The organism is Paenibacillus sp. FW507-14B1B, assembly GCF_058781425.1.
This window is the reverse complement of sequence record NZ_JBYSWS010000003.1, coordinates 87,476-110,918: the sequence shown is the minus strand read 5'-3', so window position 1 is coordinate 110,918 and position 23,443 is coordinate 87,476. Positions and strand designations below refer to the sequence as shown.

Annotated in this window: 22 protein-coding genes; 17 read left to right on the top strand and 5 right to left on the bottom strand. The window is 40.7% G+C overall.

What is annotated here, in order from left to right; all coding sequences use genetic code 11:
* Positions 1-112 precede the first annotated feature (112 nt).
* The 12 genes from AC3WJJ_RS16160 to AC3WJJ_RS16105 all read left to right on the top strand — a co-directional run bounded on the left by AC3WJJ_RS16160 (position 113) and on the right by AC3WJJ_RS16105 (position 13,479).
* Positions 113-1,855: a carbamoyltransferase C-terminal domain-containing protein gene (locus tag AC3WJJ_RS16160; protein WP_492542260.1), complete on the top strand. Its 1,743-nt coding sequence runs from the start codon at positions 113-115 to the stop codon at positions 1,853-1,855.
* 75 nt (positions 1,856-1,930) lie between these two features.
* On the top strand, positions 1,931-2,476 hold the full coding sequence (folE, locus tag AC3WJJ_RS16155; RefSeq protein WP_492542258.1) for a GTP cyclohydrolase I FolE: 546 nt from the start codon (positions 1,931-1,933) through the stop codon (positions 2,474-2,476).
* The gene (locus tag AC3WJJ_RS16150) at positions 2,476-2,760 is read left to right on the top strand and encodes an acyl carrier protein (protein WP_492542256.1); all 285 of its coding nucleotides are present in this window, start codon (positions 2,476-2,478) and stop codon (positions 2,758-2,760) included. The genes folE and AC3WJJ_RS16150 overlap by 1 nt, the downstream gene beginning before the upstream one ends.
* Positions 2,760-3,731 carry a 2,3-diaminopropionate biosynthesis protein SbnB gene (locus tag AC3WJJ_RS16145; protein ID WP_492542254.1) on the top strand — a complete coding sequence of 324 codons (972 nt, stop codon included), beginning with the start codon at positions 2,760-2,762 and terminating at the stop codon, positions 3,729-3,731. Before AC3WJJ_RS16150 ends, AC3WJJ_RS16145 begins: the two co-directional genes overlap by 1 nt.
* A gap of 26 nt (positions 3,732-3,757) precedes the next feature.
* Complete coding sequence (gene sbnA / locus AC3WJJ_RS16140) at positions 3,758-4,720, top strand: 2,3-diaminopropionate biosynthesis protein SbnA (RefSeq protein ID WP_492542253.1); 963 nt, start codon at positions 3,758-3,760, stop codon at positions 4,718-4,720.
* 14 nt (positions 4,721-4,734) lie between these two features.
* Positions 4,735-6,297, top strand: a complete 1,563-nt coding sequence (locus AC3WJJ_RS16135; RefSeq protein WP_492542251.1) for an AMP-binding protein — start codon at positions 4,735-4,737, stop codon at positions 6,295-6,297.
* A 17-nt stretch (positions 6,298-6,314) separates the two neighbouring features.
* Positions 6,315-7,664: a 7-cyano-7-deazaguanine synthase gene (locus tag AC3WJJ_RS16130; RefSeq protein ID WP_492542249.1), complete on the top strand. Its 1,350-nt coding sequence runs from the start codon at positions 6,315-6,317 to the stop codon at positions 7,662-7,664.
* 21 nt (positions 7,665-7,685) lie between these two features.
* Entirely contained in the window at positions 7,686-8,819 is a 1,134-nt protein-coding gene (locus AC3WJJ_RS16125; protein ID WP_492542247.1) for a diaminopropionate ammonia-lyase, read from the top strand.
* Positions 8,820-8,857: 38 nt separating this feature from the next.
* On the top strand, positions 8,858-9,649 hold the full coding sequence (locus tag AC3WJJ_RS16120; protein ID WP_492542245.1) for a glycosyltransferase family 2 protein: 792 nt from the start codon (positions 8,858-8,860) through the stop codon (positions 9,647-9,649).
* Between the two features lie 29 nt (positions 9,650-9,678).
* Positions 9,679-11,409: an ABC transporter ATP-binding protein gene (locus tag AC3WJJ_RS16115; protein ID WP_492542243.1), complete on the top strand. Its 1,731-nt coding sequence runs from the start codon at positions 9,679-9,681 to the stop codon at positions 11,407-11,409.
* A 48-nt stretch (positions 11,410-11,457) separates the two neighbouring features.
* Positions 11,458-12,663: a TraB/GumN family protein gene (locus AC3WJJ_RS16110; protein WP_492542241.1), complete on the top strand. Its 1,206-nt coding sequence runs from the start codon at positions 11,458-11,460 to the stop codon at positions 12,661-12,663.
* A 228-nt stretch (positions 12,664-12,891) separates the two neighbouring features.
* Entirely contained in the window at positions 12,892-13,479 is a 588-nt protein-coding gene (locus AC3WJJ_RS16105) for a YdhK family protein (RefSeq protein WP_492542239.1), read from the top strand.
* 83 nt (positions 13,480-13,562) lie between these two features.
* Here the strand turns inward: AC3WJJ_RS16105 and AC3WJJ_RS16100 are convergent, their stop codons facing one another.
* Positions 13,563-14,756: an ROK family protein gene (locus AC3WJJ_RS16100; RefSeq protein ID WP_492542237.1), complete on the bottom strand. Its 1,194-nt coding sequence runs from the start codon at positions 14,754-14,756 to the stop codon at positions 13,563-13,565.
* 273 nt (positions 14,757-15,029) lie between these two features.
* Between AC3WJJ_RS16100 and AC3WJJ_RS16095 the strand changes: the two genes are divergently transcribed.
* From AC3WJJ_RS16095 to rbsK, 5 genes are all read left to right on the top strand, one after another.
* Positions 15,030-15,665 (top strand): chromate transporter, encoded by a 636-nt coding sequence (locus AC3WJJ_RS16095; RefSeq protein ID WP_492542235.1) that lies wholly within the window; start codon positions 15,030-15,032, stop codon positions 15,663-15,665.
* 26 nt (positions 15,666-15,691) lie between these two features.
* Complete coding sequence (locus tag AC3WJJ_RS16090) at positions 15,692-16,225, top strand: chromate transporter (RefSeq protein WP_422659663.1); 534 nt, start codon at positions 15,692-15,694, stop codon at positions 16,223-16,225.
* A 161-nt stretch (positions 16,226-16,386) separates the two neighbouring features.
* Positions 16,387-17,274, top strand: coding sequence for a formylglycine-generating enzyme family protein (locus tag AC3WJJ_RS16085; protein WP_492543052.1), 888 nt, complete (start codon positions 16,387-16,389; stop codon positions 17,272-17,274).
* Between the two features lie 178 nt (positions 17,275-17,452).
* Positions 17,453-18,433, top strand: a complete 981-nt coding sequence (locus AC3WJJ_RS16080) for a LacI family DNA-binding transcriptional regulator (protein ID WP_492542233.1) — start codon at positions 17,453-17,455, stop codon at positions 18,431-18,433.
* A gap of 3 nt (positions 18,434-18,436) precedes the next feature.
* On the top strand, positions 18,437-19,315 hold the full coding sequence (gene rbsK / locus AC3WJJ_RS16075; RefSeq protein ID WP_492542231.1) for a ribokinase: 879 nt from the start codon (positions 18,437-18,439) through the stop codon (positions 19,313-19,315).
* Positions 19,316-19,434: 119 nt separating this feature from the next.
* Here rbsK and AC3WJJ_RS16070 read toward each other — a convergent pair whose 3' ends face one another.
* From AC3WJJ_RS16070 to AC3WJJ_RS16055, 4 genes are all read right to left on the bottom strand, one after another.
* The gene (locus tag AC3WJJ_RS16070; protein WP_492542230.1) at positions 19,435-20,247 is read right to left on the bottom strand and encodes an AraC family transcriptional regulator; all 813 of its coding nucleotides are present in this window, start codon (positions 20,245-20,247) and stop codon (positions 19,435-19,437) included.
* A gap of 75 nt (positions 20,248-20,322) precedes the next feature.
* Complete coding sequence (locus AC3WJJ_RS16065) at positions 20,323-21,249, bottom strand: aminoglycoside phosphotransferase family protein (RefSeq protein ID WP_492542228.1); 927 nt, start codon at positions 21,247-21,249, stop codon at positions 20,323-20,325.
* 389 nt (positions 21,250-21,638) lie between these two features.
* On the bottom strand, positions 21,639-22,742 hold the full coding sequence (locus AC3WJJ_RS16060) for a Gfo/Idh/MocA family protein (RefSeq protein WP_492542226.1): 1,104 nt from the start codon (positions 22,740-22,742) through the stop codon (positions 21,639-21,641).
* Between the two features lie 13 nt (positions 22,743-22,755).
* Complete coding sequence (locus tag AC3WJJ_RS16055; RefSeq protein WP_492542224.1) at positions 22,756-23,433, bottom strand: ThuA domain-containing protein; 678 nt, start codon at positions 23,431-23,433, stop codon at positions 22,756-22,758.
* Between the last annotated feature and the right edge of the window lie 10 nt (positions 23,434-23,443).

Sequence of the window (23,443 nt, the reverse complement as noted above, 5' to 3'; positions counted from 1 at the left end):
AATCACACACCCTGAAATTCCATTACTCAACTCTTTTATTGCAAGATTTGAAATGTGCTCTGCACCGGTATTGGTACATTAATTGAAAATAAAATAGTAGGTTGTGATCTGAATGAAAAAAATAGAGTTTAGCAAGAAAGGACAACTAATTCTTGGTTTAAATGGATGGTTAGAAAGCGGACATGATGCATCTGCAGTACTTATTGAAGTCACGCCTCATTCCTGTGAGATTTTAGGGGGACTTGAAGAAGAAAAAGTTACACGGAATAAATGCGCCTTTGATACGTTCCCTGTAAAATCGATTGATTATTTGCTACAGACCTTTCAATTGGATGTAAATGATATTGACTATATCGTTTTTGGTTGGAATTATCCGAAGTTATACGATTTAAAGGGTGCTCGTTTTCCTTTTCCAGATGATAAGGATTTATTAAAGGAGCTATTCCCCGGTGCTGAGATTCATAAAGCTATTCCTATTAAATATATCGATCATCACCTGGCGCATGCCGCAAGTTCTTATAGAACATCAGGGTACAGTGATTCGTTGATTTTTGTGCTAGATGGACAAGGAGAAACAGAGTCTTCAAGTATTTGGATCGCGAAGAATGATAGTATCCAGCTTATTGATAATATTCAGGTAACAGAGTCTTTGGGCTACTTATATGAGGCAGTAAACAGAATGCTTAACTTTCAAAATCACGAATCTGGAAAAACGATGGGACTAGCTTCTTATGGAACCCCCCGTTATTTGGATGAGCTAAAAAAGTGCTTTGTTTTTAACGAGGGTAAAGTACATCTAAACGAATCGATGAACAGTATATACAAAAGGATAAATAGATTTGCAGATAAGAGTGCTCTTGGAGATCAAGCTGGTATAACAGCGATGTGGGAATTTTACTTTAAGGAAACACTAGGAATATCTCATTTGAAGGAAAAAGTAAATTCTTTCTACGAATTTGATGATGTCTATAAAGATCTGGCTGCTTCTGTTCAAGCATTACTCGAAAGTATTGCTTCACAAATGGTGGAGTGGCATGTGGGGATACATGGCATAGACCATATCTGTATGAGTGGTGGAGTAGCTTTAAATTGTATTATGAACGGTAAATTATTGAATTTGGATGGTGTCGAGAGCATTTTTATTAATCCAGCAGCAAATGATGCAGGTGTTTCACTCGGAGCTGGGTTAGAACTTGCTTATCAGTTAGGTTATCCAGTAAAACTAGAGGGCGATTTCTTCAACCCCTTTATTGGCATTGAGTATGAGAATGAAGAAATCATTGAACATTTAAATCGAAGGAATCTATCTTTTGAAGTGACCGATCGTGCCGAATCTTCCATTGCTGAAAGCATTGCAGAAGGCCATGTTGTTGCGTTATTCCAAGGTCGAAACGAATGGGGACCTCGTGCCTTAGGAAATCGAAGCATTATCTCTTCCGCCAAAGACGTAAAACGTCTGGATTACATTAATAGCGACATAAAGGTAAGAGAATTAGGGAGACCACTCGGACCTAGTATGTTAATAGCTGATAGTGTAGAAGTTGTAGACCATCTGAAATTGTATGGGAAATATATGAATATCGCTTATAAGGCAAGTGATTCTAGTTTAGCGCATCCTGCTATTATTCATGTGGATCAGACATTTAGACCCGAGTTTGTTGAAGAGGCTTTCAATCACGATTATTATAACCAGCTTTTAGCTATACGAAATAAAGTCGGAAGTTCAATTGTAATTAATACCTCATTTAATTTAAAGACACCCATTATCTTTCATATAGAGGACGCAATTGATTATTTTGTTAATAGTCCTTTAAATGTTTTAGTGTTTAACAACCAAATCATATTGAAGAAATGAAAATGAATGTACGATGTATCAATTTAAATAGGAGATCCAACTCCTCAACTACTAACAATAGGATGTGTATATATTATGGAACATTTATATAAAGAAATTATCGAAGGTATTGGAGAAGATAGCACGAGAGAGGGACTGCTAAAGACACCAGCACGTGCTGCTAAAGCGATGAGTTTTCTTACAAGTGGATACAATGAAGACTTAGATGAACTATTCAATGGAGCTATATTTAATGAAGACTCTCACGATCTAGTTATCGTAAAAAATATTGAATTTTATAGTTTGTGTGAACATCATTTGCTTCCTTTCTGGGGGACTTGCCACGTAGGTTATATCCCAAATGGAAAGATTGTAGGTTTGAGTAAAGTAGCACGGCTTGTCAATCATTATGCAAGAAGACTTCAAGTGCAAGAGAGATTGACTCAACAAGTTGCGAATACGCTTACAGACTATCTAGGAGCACAAGGGGTGTCTGTAATAATACAGGCAAAACATCTTTGCATGATGATGCGGGGGGTTGAAAAACAGAGCAGCGATACGTTAACCAAATCCATGACGGGTTGTTTCCTAGATTTAGACAGGAGAAACGATGAGTTTATGAAGTTAGTAGGCATGGGCTAATGGAAGGAGCAAATAAATTGGAGCATTCCTTAAGTGAAACTGTCATTCAACATATTGTTTCTCTTAAAAATATGGACTCAGAACGAATAGTTGACCTTGATAAGCCGCTTATTAGTTATGGAGTTGATTCTGTTACATTTATTCAACTCATACTCAGAATAGAGGAAGAGTTTGATGTTGAATTTGATGATAGCGTGCTGAATCAGAACGATTTATCTTCCATTAACAAGATTGTAATGCATCTTCAAGAATACCTTCGGAAGAAAAACTGTGAGGTTCTCTGATGAGATATTTAAATGAAATAGATTGTGAGCGTATTTCTCCCAGTTGGTCTGACACGATTACAGTAATCGAAAAAGCGGTTAGTTGTATGGATACGAAAGATTATGCTCAGCCTATTAAACCCTATTTAAAATATCGCGAGCCAGACAATCGAATCATTGCTATGCCTGCTTTTCTTGGTGGTGATTTCGATGTGGCAGGAATCAAATGGATAGCTAGTTTTCCTCGCAATCATAATTTAGGGCTGCCCCGTGCACATAGCAGCATCATACTGAACGACTCGCACACGGGCAAACCTATTAGTTTCATTAACGGTGCTTTATTAAGCATTATTAGAACGGCTTCAGTAAGTGGATTAATAATAAAGAAGTATTTGGAAGCAAGAGAAGATCAGTCAGTCAAAGTAGGCATTATAGGGTTTGGACCGATTGGTCAGTATCACTTGAATATGTGTGAACATTTAATTGGAAGTAAGCTCGATCAAGTCTATCTATATGATAAGAAAGGGATCGATCCTGACAAGATTAAGGAAGTCGCACCGTCTTGCAAGGTCAATATTGTTGATCATTGGGAAGATAGTTATGAAGAAGTTGATATTTGTATTACTTGTACAGTAGCTAGCGAAAGATACATAAATAAGAAACCTAAACAGGGCTCATTATTATTAAATGTATCATTACGTGATTATTGTACAGAAGCCATTTCTTTAGATGAGATGGTGATCGTCGTTGATGATTGGGATGAAGTTGCAAGAGCAGATACAGATATTGAAAGGCTGAAAGATTGTTATGGTTTAAGTAGAGAACAATGTATCTCGATAATGGAAGTTGTTTGCCATAATTACTTGAAATCGGTTTCTAGAAACCAATCGGTTATGTTCAACCCTATGGGGATGAGTGTGTTCGATGTTGCTATTGGGCATTGTTTTTATGAAGAAGCGGTTAAACGAGGCATCGGATTGATATTGGATTAAAAATCGTTAAAAGAATGGGGAATATTATGCAGTTATTAGAAAAAGTCGGTAATACGCCTCTGATAACGCTATTCATGAACGGATTTGAAGAGTTGGAACTATTCATCAAATTAGAATATTACAATCCCACTGGAAGTATCAAGGATAGAGCTGCATCGTTTATTTTGAATAAATTACTTGAAGAACGTCTGATTGATAAAGAGACAACAATTATTGAATCTTCTTCCGGGAATTTTGGAATCGCTCTATCTACTTACTGTAAATATCTTGGTTTAAAGTTTTTATGTGTAATTGATCCGAATATTACGAAAGTGAATGAAGCGTTAATTAGGAGCTTAAGTCATGAAGTTATAAAAGTAAGTTCCCCAGATAAACATGGAGGTTATTTGCTAAACAGAATTGAGAAAGTTCAAGAAGTGTTAGCTACACGTGATAATGCATACTGGATAAATCAATATGGAAGTCGTTATAACGCAGATGCCTATTATTCATCTCTTGGGAATGAGCTTTGTAATGAATTGGATCATATTGATTATGTTTTTATCGGTGTGAGTTCAGGGGGGACAATCACAGGTCTTTCAAGACGTATAAAGGAACAATATCCGAACTGTAAAATAGTAGCCGTAGATGCTGTCGGATCTGTAATTTTTGGAGGCTCTGCGAAGAAAAGATTTATCCCGGGTGTTGGTTCTAGTATGGTTCCTGACATTTTAGCCGATTCCCTTATAGATGAAGTCGTTAAAGTAGAGGAATTTAAAGCAATAAAAATGTGTCATCGCTTACTTAATGAATCCTTTATTCTTGCAGGAGGGTCCTCTGGTCTGGTGATTAGTGCTATAGAGGAATATTTTAAAGGGAAAGTGTTAACGAAAAAGCCTAAGGTATTAACCATATTTCCAGACAGAGGCGATCGATACATGGATACGATTTACAATCAAGATTGGATCCATCAACATTTTACAGCCTCAAATCTTGCGAATGAATTTTAGGGAGAGTGAATCTGATGAGTCAATTGGTGCATGATTATTTGAGAGATAATTTAGTACGTACAAGTGACAATGTTCTATTAAAAGAAAATAATGTGTGTATGACACACGGAGAACTTGAAAAGCATTCTAATCAGTTTTGTAACTTTTTGTTTGAATTAGGTGTTAGTAAAGGTGATAGGATCACATTATTAATGGATGCTTCTATAGATGCTATTGTGATGTTAGTGGGCATCATGAAGAGTGGTGCAATCTATGTCCCTATCAATGTCACTAGCAGTAAAGATAATATGAATCATATCATTAATGAGACGGAGTCGAAGTTGTTAATAGCAGAAGATAGATATCTGCACGATCTATTGCCTTTAGAGCGAATGAAGGAATTAAAAATTATTGTTCATGGTGACGGAAATGACCTGGCAGACTGCATCTTATTTGAAGAATATTCCCGTTTTCCTTTAGAGCTAGTAAAGAGGCCGATCATTGTAAGTAAAGATATTATAAACATTATGTTTACATCAGGAACAACTGGAAAGCCCAAGGGCGTCATGGTTAGACATGAAAATATTACTCCATTTATGAATTATGTTACTAAACGATTTAATCATAACGAAGGAACAAGAACTTTATGTAAAACGCCACTTTCATTTGATCCATTCCTTACAGAGATTGTCCCAAGCTTTATCGGTGGTGGATTCGTATATTTATATAAAGATATAGTATCCATAAAACATTTTCTTAAGGTACTGCAAGAAGAGAAAATAACAAATTTCGGGTGTGGTCCTTCTTTGTTATTACTTCTTGCAGAGCATAAAGATGTCCTTATTAAATATGACTTATCGCAGCTTGAGCAAATATATTTTGGATATGAAAATTGTCCAATTAATACAATCCGAGCATTACAGCAGTACTTACCTCAAACTACATTTATTAATGGATACGGCACAACCGAGACATATGCTTGTAGTACTTTCCACGAAATCAACTATATAGTTCCTGATCATATAGAAGGATTTCCTTTAGGAGAACCGATAGATGGTACAGAATTAATGATATTAAATGAGTCGAACCTAGTTACGGAACCCGATGAGATCGGAGAGTTGGTTGTAAGAGGGAACAGTATTATGAGTGGGTATTGGAAGAATCCGGATGCTACTTCAAATGCACTGCGTCTAAACCCATTATTCCCTGAAAGCATGGAGAAAGTATATTTTACAGGAGATCTAGTGAAGAGGAATCTGAATGGCGATATTTTGTTTGTTGGGCGTAAAGACACTCAAATAAAAATACAAGGTTATCGTGTGGAGATTTCTGAAGTGCAAATGATGATAGAAGCGCATTCGATAGTTAAAGAATGTTGTGTTATCGCTGTAGAAGATAGAGGGACCCATAAAATGATTTGTTATCTTGTTACAAAAGGTAACGCTAATAGTGAACTTGAGGAAGTTAAATCATATTTAATTGCCAATATTGAACCGTTTAAAGTACCCCAAGAGTGGATATTGATAGATTCGATCCCTAGAAACGCCAATAGCAAAGTGGATAGAAAAATGCTCCTGTCCAAATATCAAACGGTTTAATAGAAGGGGGAAAAGTGATGCATCCAACATCATTTGAAGAATTATCCGATAAATATGATTCTCGGGTTCATGTATTGATGGTATCCGGTAACGAACAAAAAGATAAATCAGCTATAACTAAAATGTTAGACTCCAACGTGCCCTCTAGATATATACTTCCATTAATGATTGCGCCTAATCATAATCCTCGTTACCAAACTTATTTATCTCAGTTAGTTATGACCTTCGACCTTCAAGACCATGAAATATATTATATTGAAGAAATACAGGCATTATACTCCGAAACTAGTGAGAAGAATATTCTTACGGAAGGTGAGGATGTATATGCTTTACCTCATTATTTTCTGACGGTTCTCTCTCTAGCCATTGCAAGAACGGAAGCAGTGGGGAGTGAATATCTGTGGGTTCCATGGACGAAACATGATATTCAGAACATTTCGTACCAAGTTAATGAATATATTGATGCAATCAATGAATTGGCGAATGTAGGAACATTAGAGGGGCATTTTATAGATATCAAATTCCCTATTCTAAATATGGATTTCCAATCTCGTGTCGATCAACCTGAACCGATCAGCGTAAATGACGATGAAGCCCTTATTATGTTCTCCGGAGGATTAGATTGCACAGTTGCTGCATACATCATGAAAGAATTGGGCAAAGGCATATCACTATACAACGTTCAATACGGCCAATCCAACCGTTATCAGGAACAATATTCGATCAAAAAAATAATTAATGACTTTAGGCAACATGACAATGTACCATATGACGAAATAACGCTGAGCTGCATCTCGAAGATTGGAGGCTCAGCTCTGTTACGAGATGATACTAAATTGCAGAATGATAATTCCAAATTAGAATATGTGCCTTTCCGTAATACAAACCTCCTTAACTTTGGAATTATCTATGCACTGAAAAATAACATTAAATTTATCGTCACAGGTGGACATCATGACGATACCCTCTCACCAGATAATAGACTCCCGTATTTTGAAGTGTTTCAAAAAGTCCTTAATCTCCAGAACTGCTCAAAAGAAATTGAACTGTACCCCGTACTATTGTATTTAGGTGGTAAAAGCGAATTGGTATATGTGGGTAGCCATTTGAATATTAATTTTAAACATTGCTGGTCGTGTCTGAATTATGTAGATCCCAAAGATGTGGGTGCTCATTACAAAGCATGTGGAAGCTGTGGTAACTGTGTTACTAGATATCATGCTTTTAGGAGAGTTGGCTTGGTTGATCCTATCGACTATGAAGTTGTGCCACGCGCGAGGGAACAATGGTATGGTTGGGCGAACGGTAGTGAAGAACTGCTTAAGAAGATGAATATTAGAAAAATAGAATTAACCACTAGTTCTTAGGAATTAGGAGGGGTGATGTACATGGTTAAGATCTATCGGAATGCTAACACAAATATCGAATATCGTGAAAAGTATGTTGAACATTTAGGTAGCAACCGAGTGCTAGATTTCCATAAGAGAATTCCTGGTTATCAACTTAGCCCACTCTGCAACATGGATGAGCTAGCTAGAGAAATTGGTGTTGGTGAATTGGTTGTAAAAGATGAGTCCAATCGGTATGGAATACAATCATTCAAAGGTTTGGGTGCGAGTTATTCTATATATTGTATCATCCGTGATATTTGGGGAAAAGTGAAACAAACAACATTTGAAGTGGAGTATTTATGGGATTCATCTCTTAATACACTAGAGTCTATTACTTTTACAGCAGCAACAGATGGTAATCATGGCAAGGCAGTTGCCTGGTTTTCGAAATTAATAGATCAACATGCTGTGATATATATGCCTAAGGATAGTGCTGATTCAAGAATTAAGAATATAGAGACAGAAGGGGCGAAAGTTGTACTCATCGACGGAACTTATGATGATTGTGTACAAGAGTGTAATAGGGATGCCCTTCAAAAGGGATGGCATATTGTATCTGATACGGCATATCCCAATAATATGGACCGACCACTTGATATCGTATTAGGCTATACTTCGTTGTTTAAAGAGTTGGAAATTCAAAGAGACAGAAGTTTTGACTATGTAATTGTTCCAGTGGGGGTTGGAGGTATTGCTTCAGCTGCAGCCCTTTATTTTCATCATTATAGAAAGTCTAACACCAAGATTATAACAGTCGAACCTTTAAGCTCAGACTGTATGATGGAATCTTTAATCAAAGGCGAGCCAACATTTAGCATAGGCAAACAAGATTCAATTATGGCGGGGCTAAATTGTGGATATCCCTCGCTAATAGCATGGGATTTATTGAAGAACAGCATCTATTTAAGTGTTGCAATATCAGATAATTACGTGACTAAAGCAATGAGAATGTATCATGAAGAAGGAATCATGGCAGGTGAAAGCGGTGCAGCTGCACTTGCTGGATTATTGGCCATTATGGATAATCAGGAGCTAGCCTGTGATTTGAATTTAGATAGCTCCTCCATTCTTCTTTTAAATACGGAAGGCATTACGAATCCTTCTTTCTACACTTCTATTATTGGAAATTAGGATTATATTAAAGTAGTTACTGATTAATAGGAGGAAATATGGACCTGACCATTCTAATTGCAGTGGCGAATGATTTGAGAATAGAACAATGTATTCAATCCATTGATGAAGATTGTGAAATACTCGTCATTGCTAACGGACCAACGCAAGAAGTTATGAAATTGCTTCAAAAATTGCAAGAAGAGAAGCAAAAACTAAGGATAGTAACGATTGATGAGAGGAATTTAAGTAAAGCAAGAGACGTTGGTATGCATGCTGCTACATATCCAAAGGTCATATTAATGGACTCTGATTGTGTGTTTTCAGCTGGGACCATTAGAAAGTTTTATGATGCATTGGAAGACGAAATGATTGTTAACGGGAAGATTAATTTTATGAGTAATGGTTGGGAGAGTAATATTGTTAAACAAGCGCGTGAGTATCTTAATGACCCAACCAATACAGGTTTTGCCTTTGCCCCTGGACTAGGTCTTAGAAAGGAACTTATTGATTATGTATATGGCTATTACTTTGATCATCAGATCAAATGGGTTGAGGATGCAGAACTCAATGTACGTATACGAAAATCTAAAGTTAGGGTCTTTCCTTTACCTACAGCAGAAATAAATCATGTACCGCTGAAGATAAAACAAGATCTACGTGCTGCTTTTTATTATGGGACTGGAAAAAGAATAGGAGTCAAGAAAGGGATTATGAGTGGTGTAGGGGCTTTCTGGCACGAAGTTCCTGATGTTGCGCGCAAAAAGGGTATTCAAACAGCAATATTTATGGTTGTGTGGAATTTGTTATATACATCGGGTTACTATCTGCAACCATATATTAAAACATAAACATATGTATACTCCTGGAGGGATTTTGCTTGTTAAAAAAGTGTTTTCTCATCTTTAAGTGGTGGATTGTTGCTTATATCGTTTTAGGATTTTTTCTGCAGTTTTGTAATACCTACGGAATAATGGTTTTTCAAAAAATACTAGATAAGGTATTGGTGGTCAATCAGCTTGAAGAACTTTTGCAACTGCTTATTCTTTACGGGGTATTGCTTGGTGCCTCCACGATAATTAGTTATGTCGTTGAGTATCCCCAAGTGTACTTATCGAATAGTATTTTAGAGCGTCTTAAAGTGATGGCATTAGGCAAAGTCTCAAAAATTGATTACCGCTCCTATCAAAATATAGGTACTGGAGAAATGATCAAGGTAATTGATAATGGTGCCTCTGCAGGGATGAACATGATTTATTCCTTCTATTTAAGGATATTTCATGAGTTATTGCCTACGATCATTTTCAGTTTATTATTTATCAGTTTTTACAATATCAAGATTATGTTCGTTATTGCTTTTGGATATCTTGTTATTTTTGTGCTTACCAATATACTGTTGAAATTTTTATACAATATCAAATCCTCCTTACTAGTCAGCCAAGAGAAAATGTCGAAGTATTCCATAAGAGGCTTCATGGAGCTTGTCGTCTTTCGAGTGAACAAAAGATATGAAAAAGAAATCAATCGCCTGAATATGACGGCAAATGATATTGTTAAGAAAAGTGCTCAAATCAGAATGATCCATGAATCATTCTTTGCTATCTTCGCTCTTTTGGTGAACATCATTAAAATTATTGTGTTGATTGTCGGCGTGAATAATATCTTAGCAGGAAATGCTTCGATTGGTATGATTGTGGCACTGATTATGTTTATTGATAAAGTATATATGCCAGTTGCGATTTTCAATGTCATCTATGTCGATTACAAATTAAATAAAGTGACCTACAAAAGATTCGAAGAATTCTTAAACTCACCTGAAGATAAAAACTTAGAGTCTGGAGAGGAATTAAAAAGTTTCTCTGGTGCAGTTAAATTTGAAGACGTGACATTTAGTTATGGAGATACCAATTTCTTGAATCATATTTCGTTTTCAATAGACAAGGGTAGTTCTGTAGCGATTGTCGGGTTAAGTGGAAGCGGGAAGTCGACGATTGTTAAATTAATGTTAGGGCTTTTGAAGAAGTCGTCTGGAAAAATATTGATTGATAATCAGGACATTGATAATGTTAAACTTAACAGCTTTTACGATCATATTTCATATATTTCTCAAGAAGCGCCGATATTTGACACTTCCATACGCAGCAACATTATTTTTGATGACAAGATACCTGATGATGAAATATATGAAATAATGGATAAAGTTCATCTTAAAGATAAAATTCTCAGTTTCCCAGAGAAGCTTGATACATTAGTTGGCGAAAAAGGAATGAAGTTATCGGGTGGCGAAAGACAAAGATTAGCATTTGGTAGGATCATTGCGCAGAAAAGAAATTTAATAATCCTTGATGAGCCGGTATCTGCGCTTGATAATATAACAGAAAAAAGTATTATGGATACGATTTTAACGCTCTATAAGGAGAAGACAGTAGTCATTATTGCCCATAGACTTGGTTTTGTGAAGAATGTAGATAAGATACTACTTGTCAGAGATGGAATGATTGTTGGAGAAGGCAACTTTGATCACCTCTATAAAAACAATAGTTATTTCCAAGAACTATGGAATAAAGATTCCAAGAACGAAGACGATAGTGAGTTGTTATCGAGGGTTTAATGTTATGCATTTGAAACTCTATTATGGGTAGATGAAGGAGAGTCTAATATGAAACATTGGAAAAGATCACTCTTATCGCTCATCATTTCTGCAGGCATGCTCGTATCAGCGGCTCCTGCATGGGCTGCTCCACAACAGCTAGCATTGAAAGTGAATAATCAAAACGTTGAGTTTACTTTGAATGTACCGATCGTTGATCAAGGCACTACCATGGTACCTTTGAGAACAACGCTTGAGGCAATGAATGTGAAACTGACGGGTGTGCAGGATGGAAACATCTCGGTTGTTATTAATGGCAAGAAAATTACGTTAAAGAGTAAGACCAAACAGATTAATGGCGTAACCTATGCACCGATTAGAATCGTTGGTGAAGCTGCTGGCTACGAAGTGCGCTGGGACCAGAAGTCCCGCACAGTGCTCTTGCTATCGAAGTCAGTTAAGGAAGGCGCACGTGGCTTCATGTGGGAAGTGAAGAATAACGGGAATACCGTTTATCTTGTCGGATCGATTCATATCGCTGACGATAGCTTTTACCCTTTGCGTTCTGCCTTTGAAGAAGCTTTCGCGGAAGCGGATTATCTTGGAGTTGAGATTGACATCAGCAAAGCGGCAGACAAAGAGCAGCAGCAACTGATTATGAATATGGGGACGTATCAGGATGGTACGACACTGAAGGATCATGTCTCCAAAGATACATATGCGAAATTAGGAGGAATTCTTAAACAATACGAGATGCAGCCTAATGCCTTGGACGCGTTTAAGCCATGGGTAGTTGAGACGACCATCAGTAGTCTGAAGTCGATGGCAGCTGGCTACGAAGCCGAAGCCGGTATCGATTTGTATTTCATCCAGAAAGCGATTGAACGCAAATTGCCGGTCCTTGAGCTGGAGTCCTATCAATCCCAACTGAGCATGTTCGATGGCTTCTCCAAGGAGCTTCAAGAGAAGAATCTGAAATCTACATTGGATAATTTCGACACGCTGGATGACAGCGTAGGGCAATTGACGGATATGTGGAAATCAGGGAATGATCAACTGTTGCTCGATTTCACAAACAGCATGGCCGTTGACCCAGAGTATAATAAAGCGATGCTGATTGACCGGAATATAGGCATGGCTGATAAAATCGATGGTTATCTGAAGAGTGATAAGAAAGCAGAGTATTTTATCGTAGTTGGCGCAGCCCACTATCTGGGTGAGCAGGGGGTTATCAAATTGCTGGAGGATAAAGGGTATACGGTCGTACGTAAATAAAGGAGAGTACAACCTTTATTCAATATAGATTTAAGAACCTTGATGACCAGACAAAAATGGGTCATCAAGGTTTTTTTGTGGGGAAATATTGAACGCGCGTTATTACTAATCAATCGCTCAGAGATAAAGAGACAGCATCTCTTTTGTTCAAAAAGTACTAAAGCGGGTACTTACATTTAGTTGGTAAAGAGATTAATGATCTAAATTGGAGCAGGAAAGGTGACGAGGATGCGAAATTCAAAATTCTTAACAGGCATTATTTCGATAGCTGCCGTCTTTACACTATCTGCATGTGCAGAAAACGGTGATCATACACATACACCTAATGAAGACTCGACAAATATTGAAATGAATGAAGGACATGGATCACATGATGGTATGAACCATTCTGGCTCAGGGGAAGTGCCAAAGGATTTAGCTGTTGCTGAGAATCCAACCTATCCGGTGGATAGCCAGGCGATTATTCAGACAGATCACATGAAGGGGATGCAGGGAGCCGTTGGGATTATTGCAGGTGCTTACACCACAACGGTATATAGCGTGTCTTACACACCTACTACGGGTGGTGAACAGGTGAAGGATCATAAATGGGTCATTCATGAAGAGATTGACAAGCATGGAGAAGAACCCTTTAAAGAAGGAGACGAGGTTACTTTAAGAGCAGACCATATGGAAGGGATGGATGGCGCTACCGCGGTCATCGATTCTGCTGAGGCAACGACTGTTTACATGGTGAATTACAAAGATACGGAATCCGGTGAGGAAGTTACGAATCATAAATGGGTGACAGAAGCGGAGCTATCACCTGTTGAATAAGAGGGAGACACCTGAACTCATTAAGCATCTAAGTATCGTACACTTGTACAAGAGAGCTTGTATAAGAGATCAGGTGAACGTGTCTACAACTCCATAGCTTTCCATACATTCAAGGCGGCCCCGGTAACGACGGCGGCCTCTTTGAGTTGTCCTTTGGAGAATTGTGGGGTGTACTTGGGGTAGTAGTAGGCATTTTTCATAGCAATATCCGTAGCTGTCTCGAAATACATCTGACTAGAATTGATCAACGCTCCGCCCAGAATAACCTTCTCTGGATGAAAAATATTAATCAGGTTAGCTAGTCCAATGCCGAAATAAGTGGCAGATTGGCTGAATAGTTCCTGCGCGTAGGAATCACCCGAACGCTGAGCCTGCAGCAGCAGATCAAAGTTGATCTGCTCTGGCGGGACTTCCTTATGTTGAAGCAGGGGGAATCTGCCCATCTTCGCTTGTGTCTGCGCTTGCTTCTCCAATGCTTCTATGGAGGCATAGGCTTCGAGGGCCCCATAATTGCCAGAGTTGTTTAACCTTGGTCCATCCGTCTGAATAATCATTTGTCCAATGGAGCCTTCCATATCCATCGTTCCATGGACGATTCTTCCGTGTGACATCATCGCAGAACGCAGGCTGACTCCGGCATGAACATATAGTGCATGCTGAATATTCTCATGGCGAAGCGCCCATTGTTCGCCCATTAATGCAGCATTAGCGCCATTCTCAAGGCGAGTCTGCCATCCTGTTTCTTTCTGAAATAAATCACAAATCTGAATATGAGACCAACCCTTAGCTGGGAAATACAAAGGATCGAGAATGGTACCAGCCGAACGATCCAAGGGGCCTACAGCACCAATTCCAAGGCCGAGTACTTTCTCAGGTGCAATGCCATGATCTCTAAGAAACATTCGGATTTGACGAATGGTGTATTCGAAGAAACGCTCAGGGGTCATCGCTTCATCCATGCGCCAATGAATGAGTGACTTGGGATTCAGATGCATATCAAACAGACCAAGCGATGAATGAATCCTCGACACTTCGAGTCCGAAAATATATCCATAGTCAGCATTAATTTGATACAAGATAGGCCGTCGTCCACCTCGGGATGGGCCTAAATCAGCAGCTTGAATCAAACCTTCCTCGATCATTTCCTCAAGCATACGGGTTAGAGTACTGCTGGTGAGATTCGTATATGCTAGCAGGTCGGCTTTTGCTGCCGTTCCCTTTTCAGCGATGAAAGAATAAATGAGTTTTTTAGACGATGGAATGTTTTCATTCTGCATTCGATTCTCCTGATTCTCCTTGAATTGAATTTGCGAATTGTTATCCTGATTATAGCGGATGAATAGTGCTTTTTCCACGGCTTACTTAATACCATATTAGTATAAAGTGTGATGAGTATAACAGTTAGTTATGTGGAATGGAATTTACATCATTTGTTTTATAGCCTTTTTTATCCATTTTTTATATTGGGAGATCTAAATTTACTAAAGTTTATTCCAAAATGAAATAAAGGTGGTACAATGGAGTTAACGAATGAAGGGAGGTGGAGATTGATGAGTATGACGCGTGATAAATGGAGCATGGTTTTGCAGCTGTTTGCGACCTTTTTTCGGATCGGTCCTTCAACTTTTGGTGGCGGCTATGCGATGATTCCAGTCATCGAGAGGGAAATCCTAGAGAAGAAACAATGGATTGATGAGAAGGAAATGGCGGACATGGTTTCACTGTCAGGATCGGCACCTGGAGGTGTAGGGGTGAACGCAGCCGCATTTGTTGGATACCGAAAAGCTGGATTAGCTGGCGCTGTAGCAGCCGTTGCAGGAATTACGCTTCCGACATTTTTGATCGTAATAGCACTAAGCGTCTTCTACCTCCTCTTCCATGATAATCCTAAGGTCGAAGCGGCTTTGCAAGGGGTGCAAGGAGCAGTTATTGCCTTGATCCTTATGGCTGCTTATCGGATGGCGAAACAAGCGGTGTTTGATGTGGCAACAACTTTCATGGCGGTTAGTGTCGTGTTAATTTTGCTACTGGTCCCAATCAGCCCGATATATATGATCGTGTTCGGCTTACTAGCGGGTATTGTATTGGTTAAAGGAAAGGAATGGATCGGACTTAAAGTACGTACAGAGAAAGAGCATGAGTCTGTATCCAGTCAAGAGTCAATCTATCCAGAATACTACATTTAATGGACTTATTCGAAAGAAGGAGAGTTATGCTCTGGGAATTATTTATTACCTTTTTAAAAATCGGCTTCGTTTCTTTTGGCGGGGGATATGCGGTCATTCCATTGATTCAATATGAGGTCTCTGGTAACGGATGGTTAACCATGACAGAGTTCCAAGAGGCAGTGTCGCTTGCGGGCATGGCACCGGGACCTATTGCCACGAATAGTGCCACGCTAATTGGTTACAAAGCTGCTGGACCACTTGGAGCGATCATGTCCACCTTGGGGATGGTACTTCCATCTCTCATTATTATCATCGGACTGGCGGCGCTTTTTTTTCGCGTGCAAAATAACAAGTGGGTTAAATCGTCTTTTTATGGACTAAGACCTATTGTAACGGGGCTTATCGTCTATGCAGCTATCCACTTTGGGTTTTTGGGGAAACAGGAATCCGTTATTTCCTGGGTGAGTATTGGTACTCTCCTGATCTGTGGGGTTAGTATATTCCTCTTGTTAAAATATAAATTTCATCCATTTATGCTTATTCTTGCGGCAGGGGCTGCAGGCATCGTATTATTTTAATAGATTGAATTTATTTCGTTGCTTTCAAAAGTTATGAGAGAATTCAGTGTACTATAACGATCCTTGGAGGCATTCAAGTGAACAAACCAACATCCTGCTGTGCAGGTACCAGAGAACAAGTCACATTGCAAAAATCGGGGAACACGCAGCAAGATGCAACAGTGGTTCAAGATGTGAGCAAGCCGAGTTTAGATCACATGGTAACGATTCCTGGCGGGTCTTTTGCGATGGGAACAGATACGAAGGAAGGATTCCCAGCAGATGGTGAGGGACCTGTTCGTCAAGTTGTACTGGATTCTTTTCAGATTTCTCCGTATGCGGTTACAAATGCAGATTTTAAGCTTTTCGTGGATGCCACGGGATATATAACAGAAGCAGAACAATTTGGCTGGTCCTATGTCTTTCATCTGCTAGCTTCAGAACAGATCAAAGAATCGGTTGCGAATGTGCCTCAGGAAGTGCCTTGGTGGCTCGTAGTAGAGGGGGCTTACTGGCGTACGCCAGAAGGTCCGGATTCTCATATTTTGGACCGGATGAATCATCCTGTTATCCATATATCCTGGAATGATGCAGAGGCTTACTGTAAATGGGCAGGAGTTCGACTTCCAACGGAAGCGGAATGGGAGTACGCAGCACGAGGAGGATTAGAGCGGAAGACCTATCCATGGGGGGACCTGCTAAAAATGAATGGCGAGCATCGTTGCAACATTTGGCAAGGGAAGTTCCCAACCCATAACAGTGCCCTTGATGGCTATATTGGCACAGCTCCAGTCGATGTCTATGAACCGAATGGATATGGACTATATAATATGTCAGGGAACGTATGGGAGTGGTGCAGTGATTGGTTTAGTCCTGCTTATCATCTTAAGACAGCGGCACATAATCCAGAATATAAGCAGGCAACAGGAAGACGATCCATGCGTGGAGGCTCTTATTTATGTCATAGATCCTATTGCAATCGTTATCGAGTAGCAGCACGAAGCTCGAATACACCAGATAGCTCAACAGGTAATTGTGGGTTCCGAGTGGCTCGGTCGCTGACTCCATAAGCAGTGGGTTTGAATTACAAGATAAGGGGGAGTGCAGTATGATGAGTCTGCATTCCTCTTTTTCTATAGGAAATTACATTAATTGTTCTTATTCCTCTTATAGAAATACTTGCAACAAAAAAAATGATATGATAATGTATATGTGTAACCGGTTACACATGGATAAGGAGATATGATCATGGCGACAATTAAAGAGGTAGCAATCACCGCAGGTGTGTCTGTTGCGACAGTTTCAAGAGTACTGAACCAGAACGGATACGTTCATGAAGATACTCGCAAGAAAGTAGATGAAGCGATTCGCCAGCTGAACTATACACCGAATGAAGTGGCGCGTTCTTTATATAAGAGAAAGTCGAAGTTAATTGGATTGTTGCTTCCGGACATTACGAATCCATACTTCCCGCAGTTAGCTCGGGGTGTGGAAGACCAGATGCAGGAGAACGAATACCGTTTGATCTTCGGGAATAGTGATGAAAGCCTGCAGAAAGAGATGGACTATATCCAGACCTTCGTACAAAACAATGTCGTGGGTGTTATCTCCTCAACAAACGACCCTGATGCTGACATTTACACCGGGTTAAAGATACCGGTTGTATTCTTAGACAGAACCTCGAATGATCGTCCTTCCGTCTACGCCGATGGTCGAGAAGGTGGCGGGATCGCTGCTCGCGAGATTGTACAGCGTGGTAGTAAACGGATCATTGTATTGCAAGGCCCAGCGCATGTGCGCCCCGCTATTGACCGTTTTGAGGGAGCAATTGAGGTTCTGGATAAACAAGGTGTTAACTATAGTGTGCTTGAAACGACATCCTTTTCTTTAACCGAAGCCGAAGATTGGGCCCAGGAATTATTCCGTAAGTACCCAGACACGGATGGCATTATAGCGAGTAATGATATGGTTGCATCCGCTGTATTGCAGGAGGCGCATCGGTTAGGGAAAAGGGTGCCGGAAGATGTACAGATTATTGGGTTTGACGATATTCCGTTAAGCAGACTGCTCGCCCCATCCCTATCTACTATTCATCAGCCGGCTTATGAAATGGGGCGCGAAGCAGCGCGATTGCTCATTCAGCTTATTGAAGGAGAGCATGTAGAACGCAACAGTATGAAATTCCCTGTGGAGTTTATAGAACGACAGACAACAAGAAAGGTTGATTAAGAGATGACGAAAATAACGGTAGTAGGTAGTGCTTCGATGGATTTGGTGGTATCTTCAAACAAACGTCCCGCTGCAGGGGAGACCGTGCTTGGTAACAGCTTTAAGACAGTTCCTGGAGGTAAGGGAGCCAATCAAGCTGTTGCTGCAGCTAGACTTGGCGCAGAAGTAACGATGATCGGGTGTGTTGGCGATGATCATCTAGGCAACTCGATTTTGGACAACTTCAAATCAAACGGTGTGATCACAGATTATGTACAACCGATTGCTGGTATGGAGAGTGGCACAGCTCACATCATATTGGCTGAGGGAGATAACAGTATTGTAGTCGTTAAAGCTGCTAATGATTGTGTTACACCGACTTATGTTGATCAAGCAGAAGAAGCTATTAAGGGATCGGATATCGTCATGATCCAGCAAGAAATCCCCGAAGAAACCGTCGTTCATGTCAGCGAAATGTGCGCAAAGTATAATGTTCCGCTTTTGCTGAACCCTGCACCAGCTCGATTTGTACCTCAGTCTGTTGTTGAACAGGCCGCTTATATTACACCGAATGAACATGAAGCAGCTATTCTATTCGGTGATGAGCCGCTGAGTGATGTATTGCGCCGCTATCCGAATAAGCTGCTAGTAACAGAAGGTAAGAACGGAGTCCGTTATTTTGATGGGACAGAGGAAGTTGTCGTGTCTGGTTATACCGTAAATGCGGTGGATACAACGGGTGCGGGTGATACGTTTAATGGAGCATTCGCAGTGGCATTAGCAGAAGGAAAGAGCCTGAAAGATAGCTTGAAATTTGCGAATCGGGCAGCATCCCTGTCGGTTACGAAATTTGGTGCGCAAGGCGGTATGCCAACCCGCAGTGAAGTTGAAAGCAGTCTCTAAGAGATTACTCATGAATTTTGGGTCACAACTTGAATGAAAGCAGCCTGCTTTCCCAGATATTATCTAGGGAGAGCAGGCTGTTTTATGTTGGAAGATGCCGCGTATGCATAGTGATGACTTTAATCTCCCTTGCGCAGATGGGAGGGAGGGCGTCCCTTTAACGATTTATATACCCGATTGAAAGTTCGAATACTTGTGAAGCCGCATTCCATTGCAATGTCAGTAATACTTAATTCTGTGGATTCCAATTTGATTTCAGCGAGGGATATGCGAACGGTGTTCAAGTATGTCTTAAAGTTAAGCCCGAGTGTGGACTTAAAGGTTCGACTGAAATGATGGGGATCCATATTAAAATGCCGGGCAATCGATTCAAGTGTTATTTCTGAGCAGCAGTTGTTTTCTATATAGGACAGGATTTTCTGCATCCGTGCTCTTTGCTCATGGGGCTCCTTATCCTTGGGAAGTGTATGGATGTATCTTGGAAGAGAGCCACATAGCTGAAGCAGGAGACCCTTAATGACCATCGTATATCCAGTCGGGGTGTCCTTATTCTCTTGAAGAATCGAATACATGAGATCAACTAAATAGGCTGTTTCCGCATTTTGCGACAAGTAATGAGTAGCGAACTGGAAGTCGCCAGGCCATATACGCAAGGAACCAAGCAATTCCGGTTTGAAGATCAGGATAATCACCCTTGAATCTTTACCCTTGTCATGTTCAAAGTAATGGATGTCATTGCTGCCACATACAACAAACCCACCTTCTCTGACAAGCTGTTTCTCCTCGTTCACTCCGATCCATAATGAACCAGATTCCACATAGATGAGTTCAACTTCCGGATGACAGTGAGGATGGTAGCTGATATTGTTCTGAGAAATGACAGTGAGCGGCAATTCGCTCTCGAAATGCCAATCCTGATAAAAAAACTTCATACTACATGTTCACCACCAGACATCATAGGCTGCAAAGGAAGTATTCCTTCCGGCAATTTTATCATAGTTATGCATCTAGTTGTCCAGAAGTAAGGGCTTTATTCGCTCCTTTATATAGTCATAGCTCGGTCTGGCATCCTGCTTCGCATAAAAGCGGAGTGCATCCACCGCTTTGAACAACATGTAGCAGCGAAGTCTTTCTTCGAAATGAGGAATGTCTATATCGTGTGATCTACATATGTCCCGTACTTTCTGAGGGAAATCCAGCGCAGGCCACCAAAAGTGAAGACCGGCAACGTCAAGCATGAAATCACCATGCATAGCCATTTCCCAATCCACGATACCTGTAACCTTGTTACCGTCTGACAGCATATTTCCTAAATGAAAGTCACCATGCACGAGGAGCGGGCTCTTTGGAGCATATCGAAGCAGTTTCATCATTGCCGAGAAGCCCTCCTCGAATAGGGGACGCTCCAAAAAACTCTCGTCATATAGCCGTGTCCAATCTTGATAAAATCCGTCTGGGTCAATCGCAAAAAACTTTTCGATAGTCTCGGTCCAAGAGGTAGATGTGGTGCTGCCATCTGGCCCGATCCAGCCATAACCGTGGATATGGTCAATGTTCAATTGCCCTAGCTTAACCAGTTGTCTGGCAACATCCATTAATATAAGCTCTTGCTGGACTGGATCAAAGGTACTTATCGGATTTCCGATAACTTTCTCTGTGATCGAATAGAATCCCTCGTCTATTTCTCCAACCTTGATGACCTTGGGAATGGGGAGACGCGAACCATAGGCTTCATACATATAGCTTGCTTTCACTAATGAATCTTTTTTTTCTTTAAAATGGGCAACGTACGCTTGCCCCTCCCATTCGAAACTGAACACTCTGCTAAGTTCCCCCATCTCTATAGGGGAGAGATTAGCTATGGTGCTGCCAAGGATAGCTGTTAAATATTCCGTAGCGCTTTGAATGTCCATACTTAATTTAAATGACTTCACAAGATCATCTCCATTCAAGTAGTGTGATGAACTCGGTCAAAAGAACGCAAAAAAGTCGTGACGAACCCTTACATAGGATCAGTCACGACTTTGAACCGCTTTTAGCAGTATACACTTGTCCTGCTAAGGCGGTACATTCCAATCGCAGTTATGATGATCGAGTTCTTCTAAGCATCTATGCTTGAGCATGCCATGAGAAAGAAACGTCTACGGACGTGTCAAAAAATCTTAGAGCATTCGTATCAAGCATAGGCGTTATTCAATTATTCATTATTGAATAACTGCCAAGAACACGGTCATCATCATCATGATTGGAACACCTCCGTTGATTAATTAGGTTATATTGTAGTTCAACATATCTAGAAATACAATACCTGAAATCAAGCACTTTACAGAGTAAAAGGCCGTCCGACCAGTGGCTCGGCAGGCTCACACGTGCTCTTCATGTCATAGTAACTGCCAGAATCAGAAGAGAGATGGAATGCCCACATGGCCTCCAGCACATGATAAGCAACATGGCCGCTGGCACGGTGTTTGCGCTGCAACAGCAGAGCGTCAGCCATATCAGCCGGGCCGATGCCCCGGTTATTGCCATCATATCCGTGAATCAAAGGCTGCTTCGTCCAATCGTTTTCTCCAGACTTACGGTACATGACTTCACCACCAAATCCATTGGGGTCAGGCACAAGTAGGCTGCCTTCAGTACCATGGATTTCGATATGAGGAAGTGAACTGCCTCCGAAAATATCGAAGCTGGTAATCATCGTTGCGACAGCACCATTATGAAATTCCATCGTACCCGCAACATGGGTTGGAACGGTTACAGGAATGGGTTGACCATATTTTTTCTCACTCGTAATGATTCGCTCTGGTAGAGCTTTACTCGTAATACCAGCCACTCTTCGAACAGGTCCGAGTAACTGAACCAGTGCGGTCAAGTAATAAGGGCCCATATCAAACATTGGTCCGCCGCCATCTGCGTAATAAAATTCTGGATCAGGATGCCAGGACTCGTGACCGCGGCTCATCATGAAGGCAGTAGCCGCCACTGGGCGACCAATGGCTCCTTCAGTTATTAATTTCAGAGCCGTCTGAACTCCAGCTCCCAGAAAAGTATCAGGTGCACTGCCGACAAGCAAACCATTTTTCTCGGCAGTCTCAAGCACTGCCTGTCCTTGTTCAAGCGTCAAGGCTAAGGGCTTTTCAACATATACATGCTTACCTGCTTCTAGCACCTGCAAGCTTACCTGAGCGTGAACGGCTGGAATAGTAAGGTTAATCACAAGTTCAATCTCTGAATGGGCCAGCAGTTCTTCGACCGTGCAAGCCAAAGGGATATCATATTTATCTGCTTGAATTCTGGCTTTATCCATATCAAGATCGGCACAGGCGATGAGTTCTAAGGTACTGAATTTTTTGCCGTTTTCCAAATAGATCCCACTTATATTCCCACAGCCAATAATACCTACTTTAATGGTTCGTTGTGTATGCATATCGTTATCTCCTCTACTTCATCTCAGCCATCTTGTAACCTTCAGCGGCCCATAGGAATCCGCGTGCCATTAATTCCTTAACGCTCGGCATTTCAATAATGCTCGCCTGATGGCCGAGTGAGTTGTAATATACTCTTCCATGCCCCCAGCGCTTTGTCCAGATTACAGGCATATCTACAGCCTTATTGAATCGGTGGGGGCCGTCAGCGATCGGGAAGCGGGTTGTGGCAAGTACCTCGACTGCTGGGTCTACATGCAGATAATACTGCTCTGATACGACAGTGAAATCTTCGATTCCCTGAACAATCGGACTAGAGCTCTGTTTGATCTCTACTGTATATTTCACGTTGTCATTGCCGGGATGTGCAACCCACTGGCCTCCGGTCATGAATTGCCAGTCCACGTTGTTGCGGAACGAATCGCACATCCCACCGTGACATCCTGCGAGTCCTGTACCGCCCTGAACGGCAGCAGATACGTTCTGTACATATTCCTGAGGAATTTCGCCCATCGTCCACACTGGGACGATGAGATCCAATTCTTTTAGCTTCGATTCATCGGCAAATGCATCAAGTGTATTCGCAACCTCTACGTGAAACTGCTCTTTTGTAAGCATATCTGCAAAAATTTCAGCAACCTGTTGTGGTTCATGACCATCCCAGCCGCCCCATACAATCAGTGCTTTTTTCATGGTAAGTACA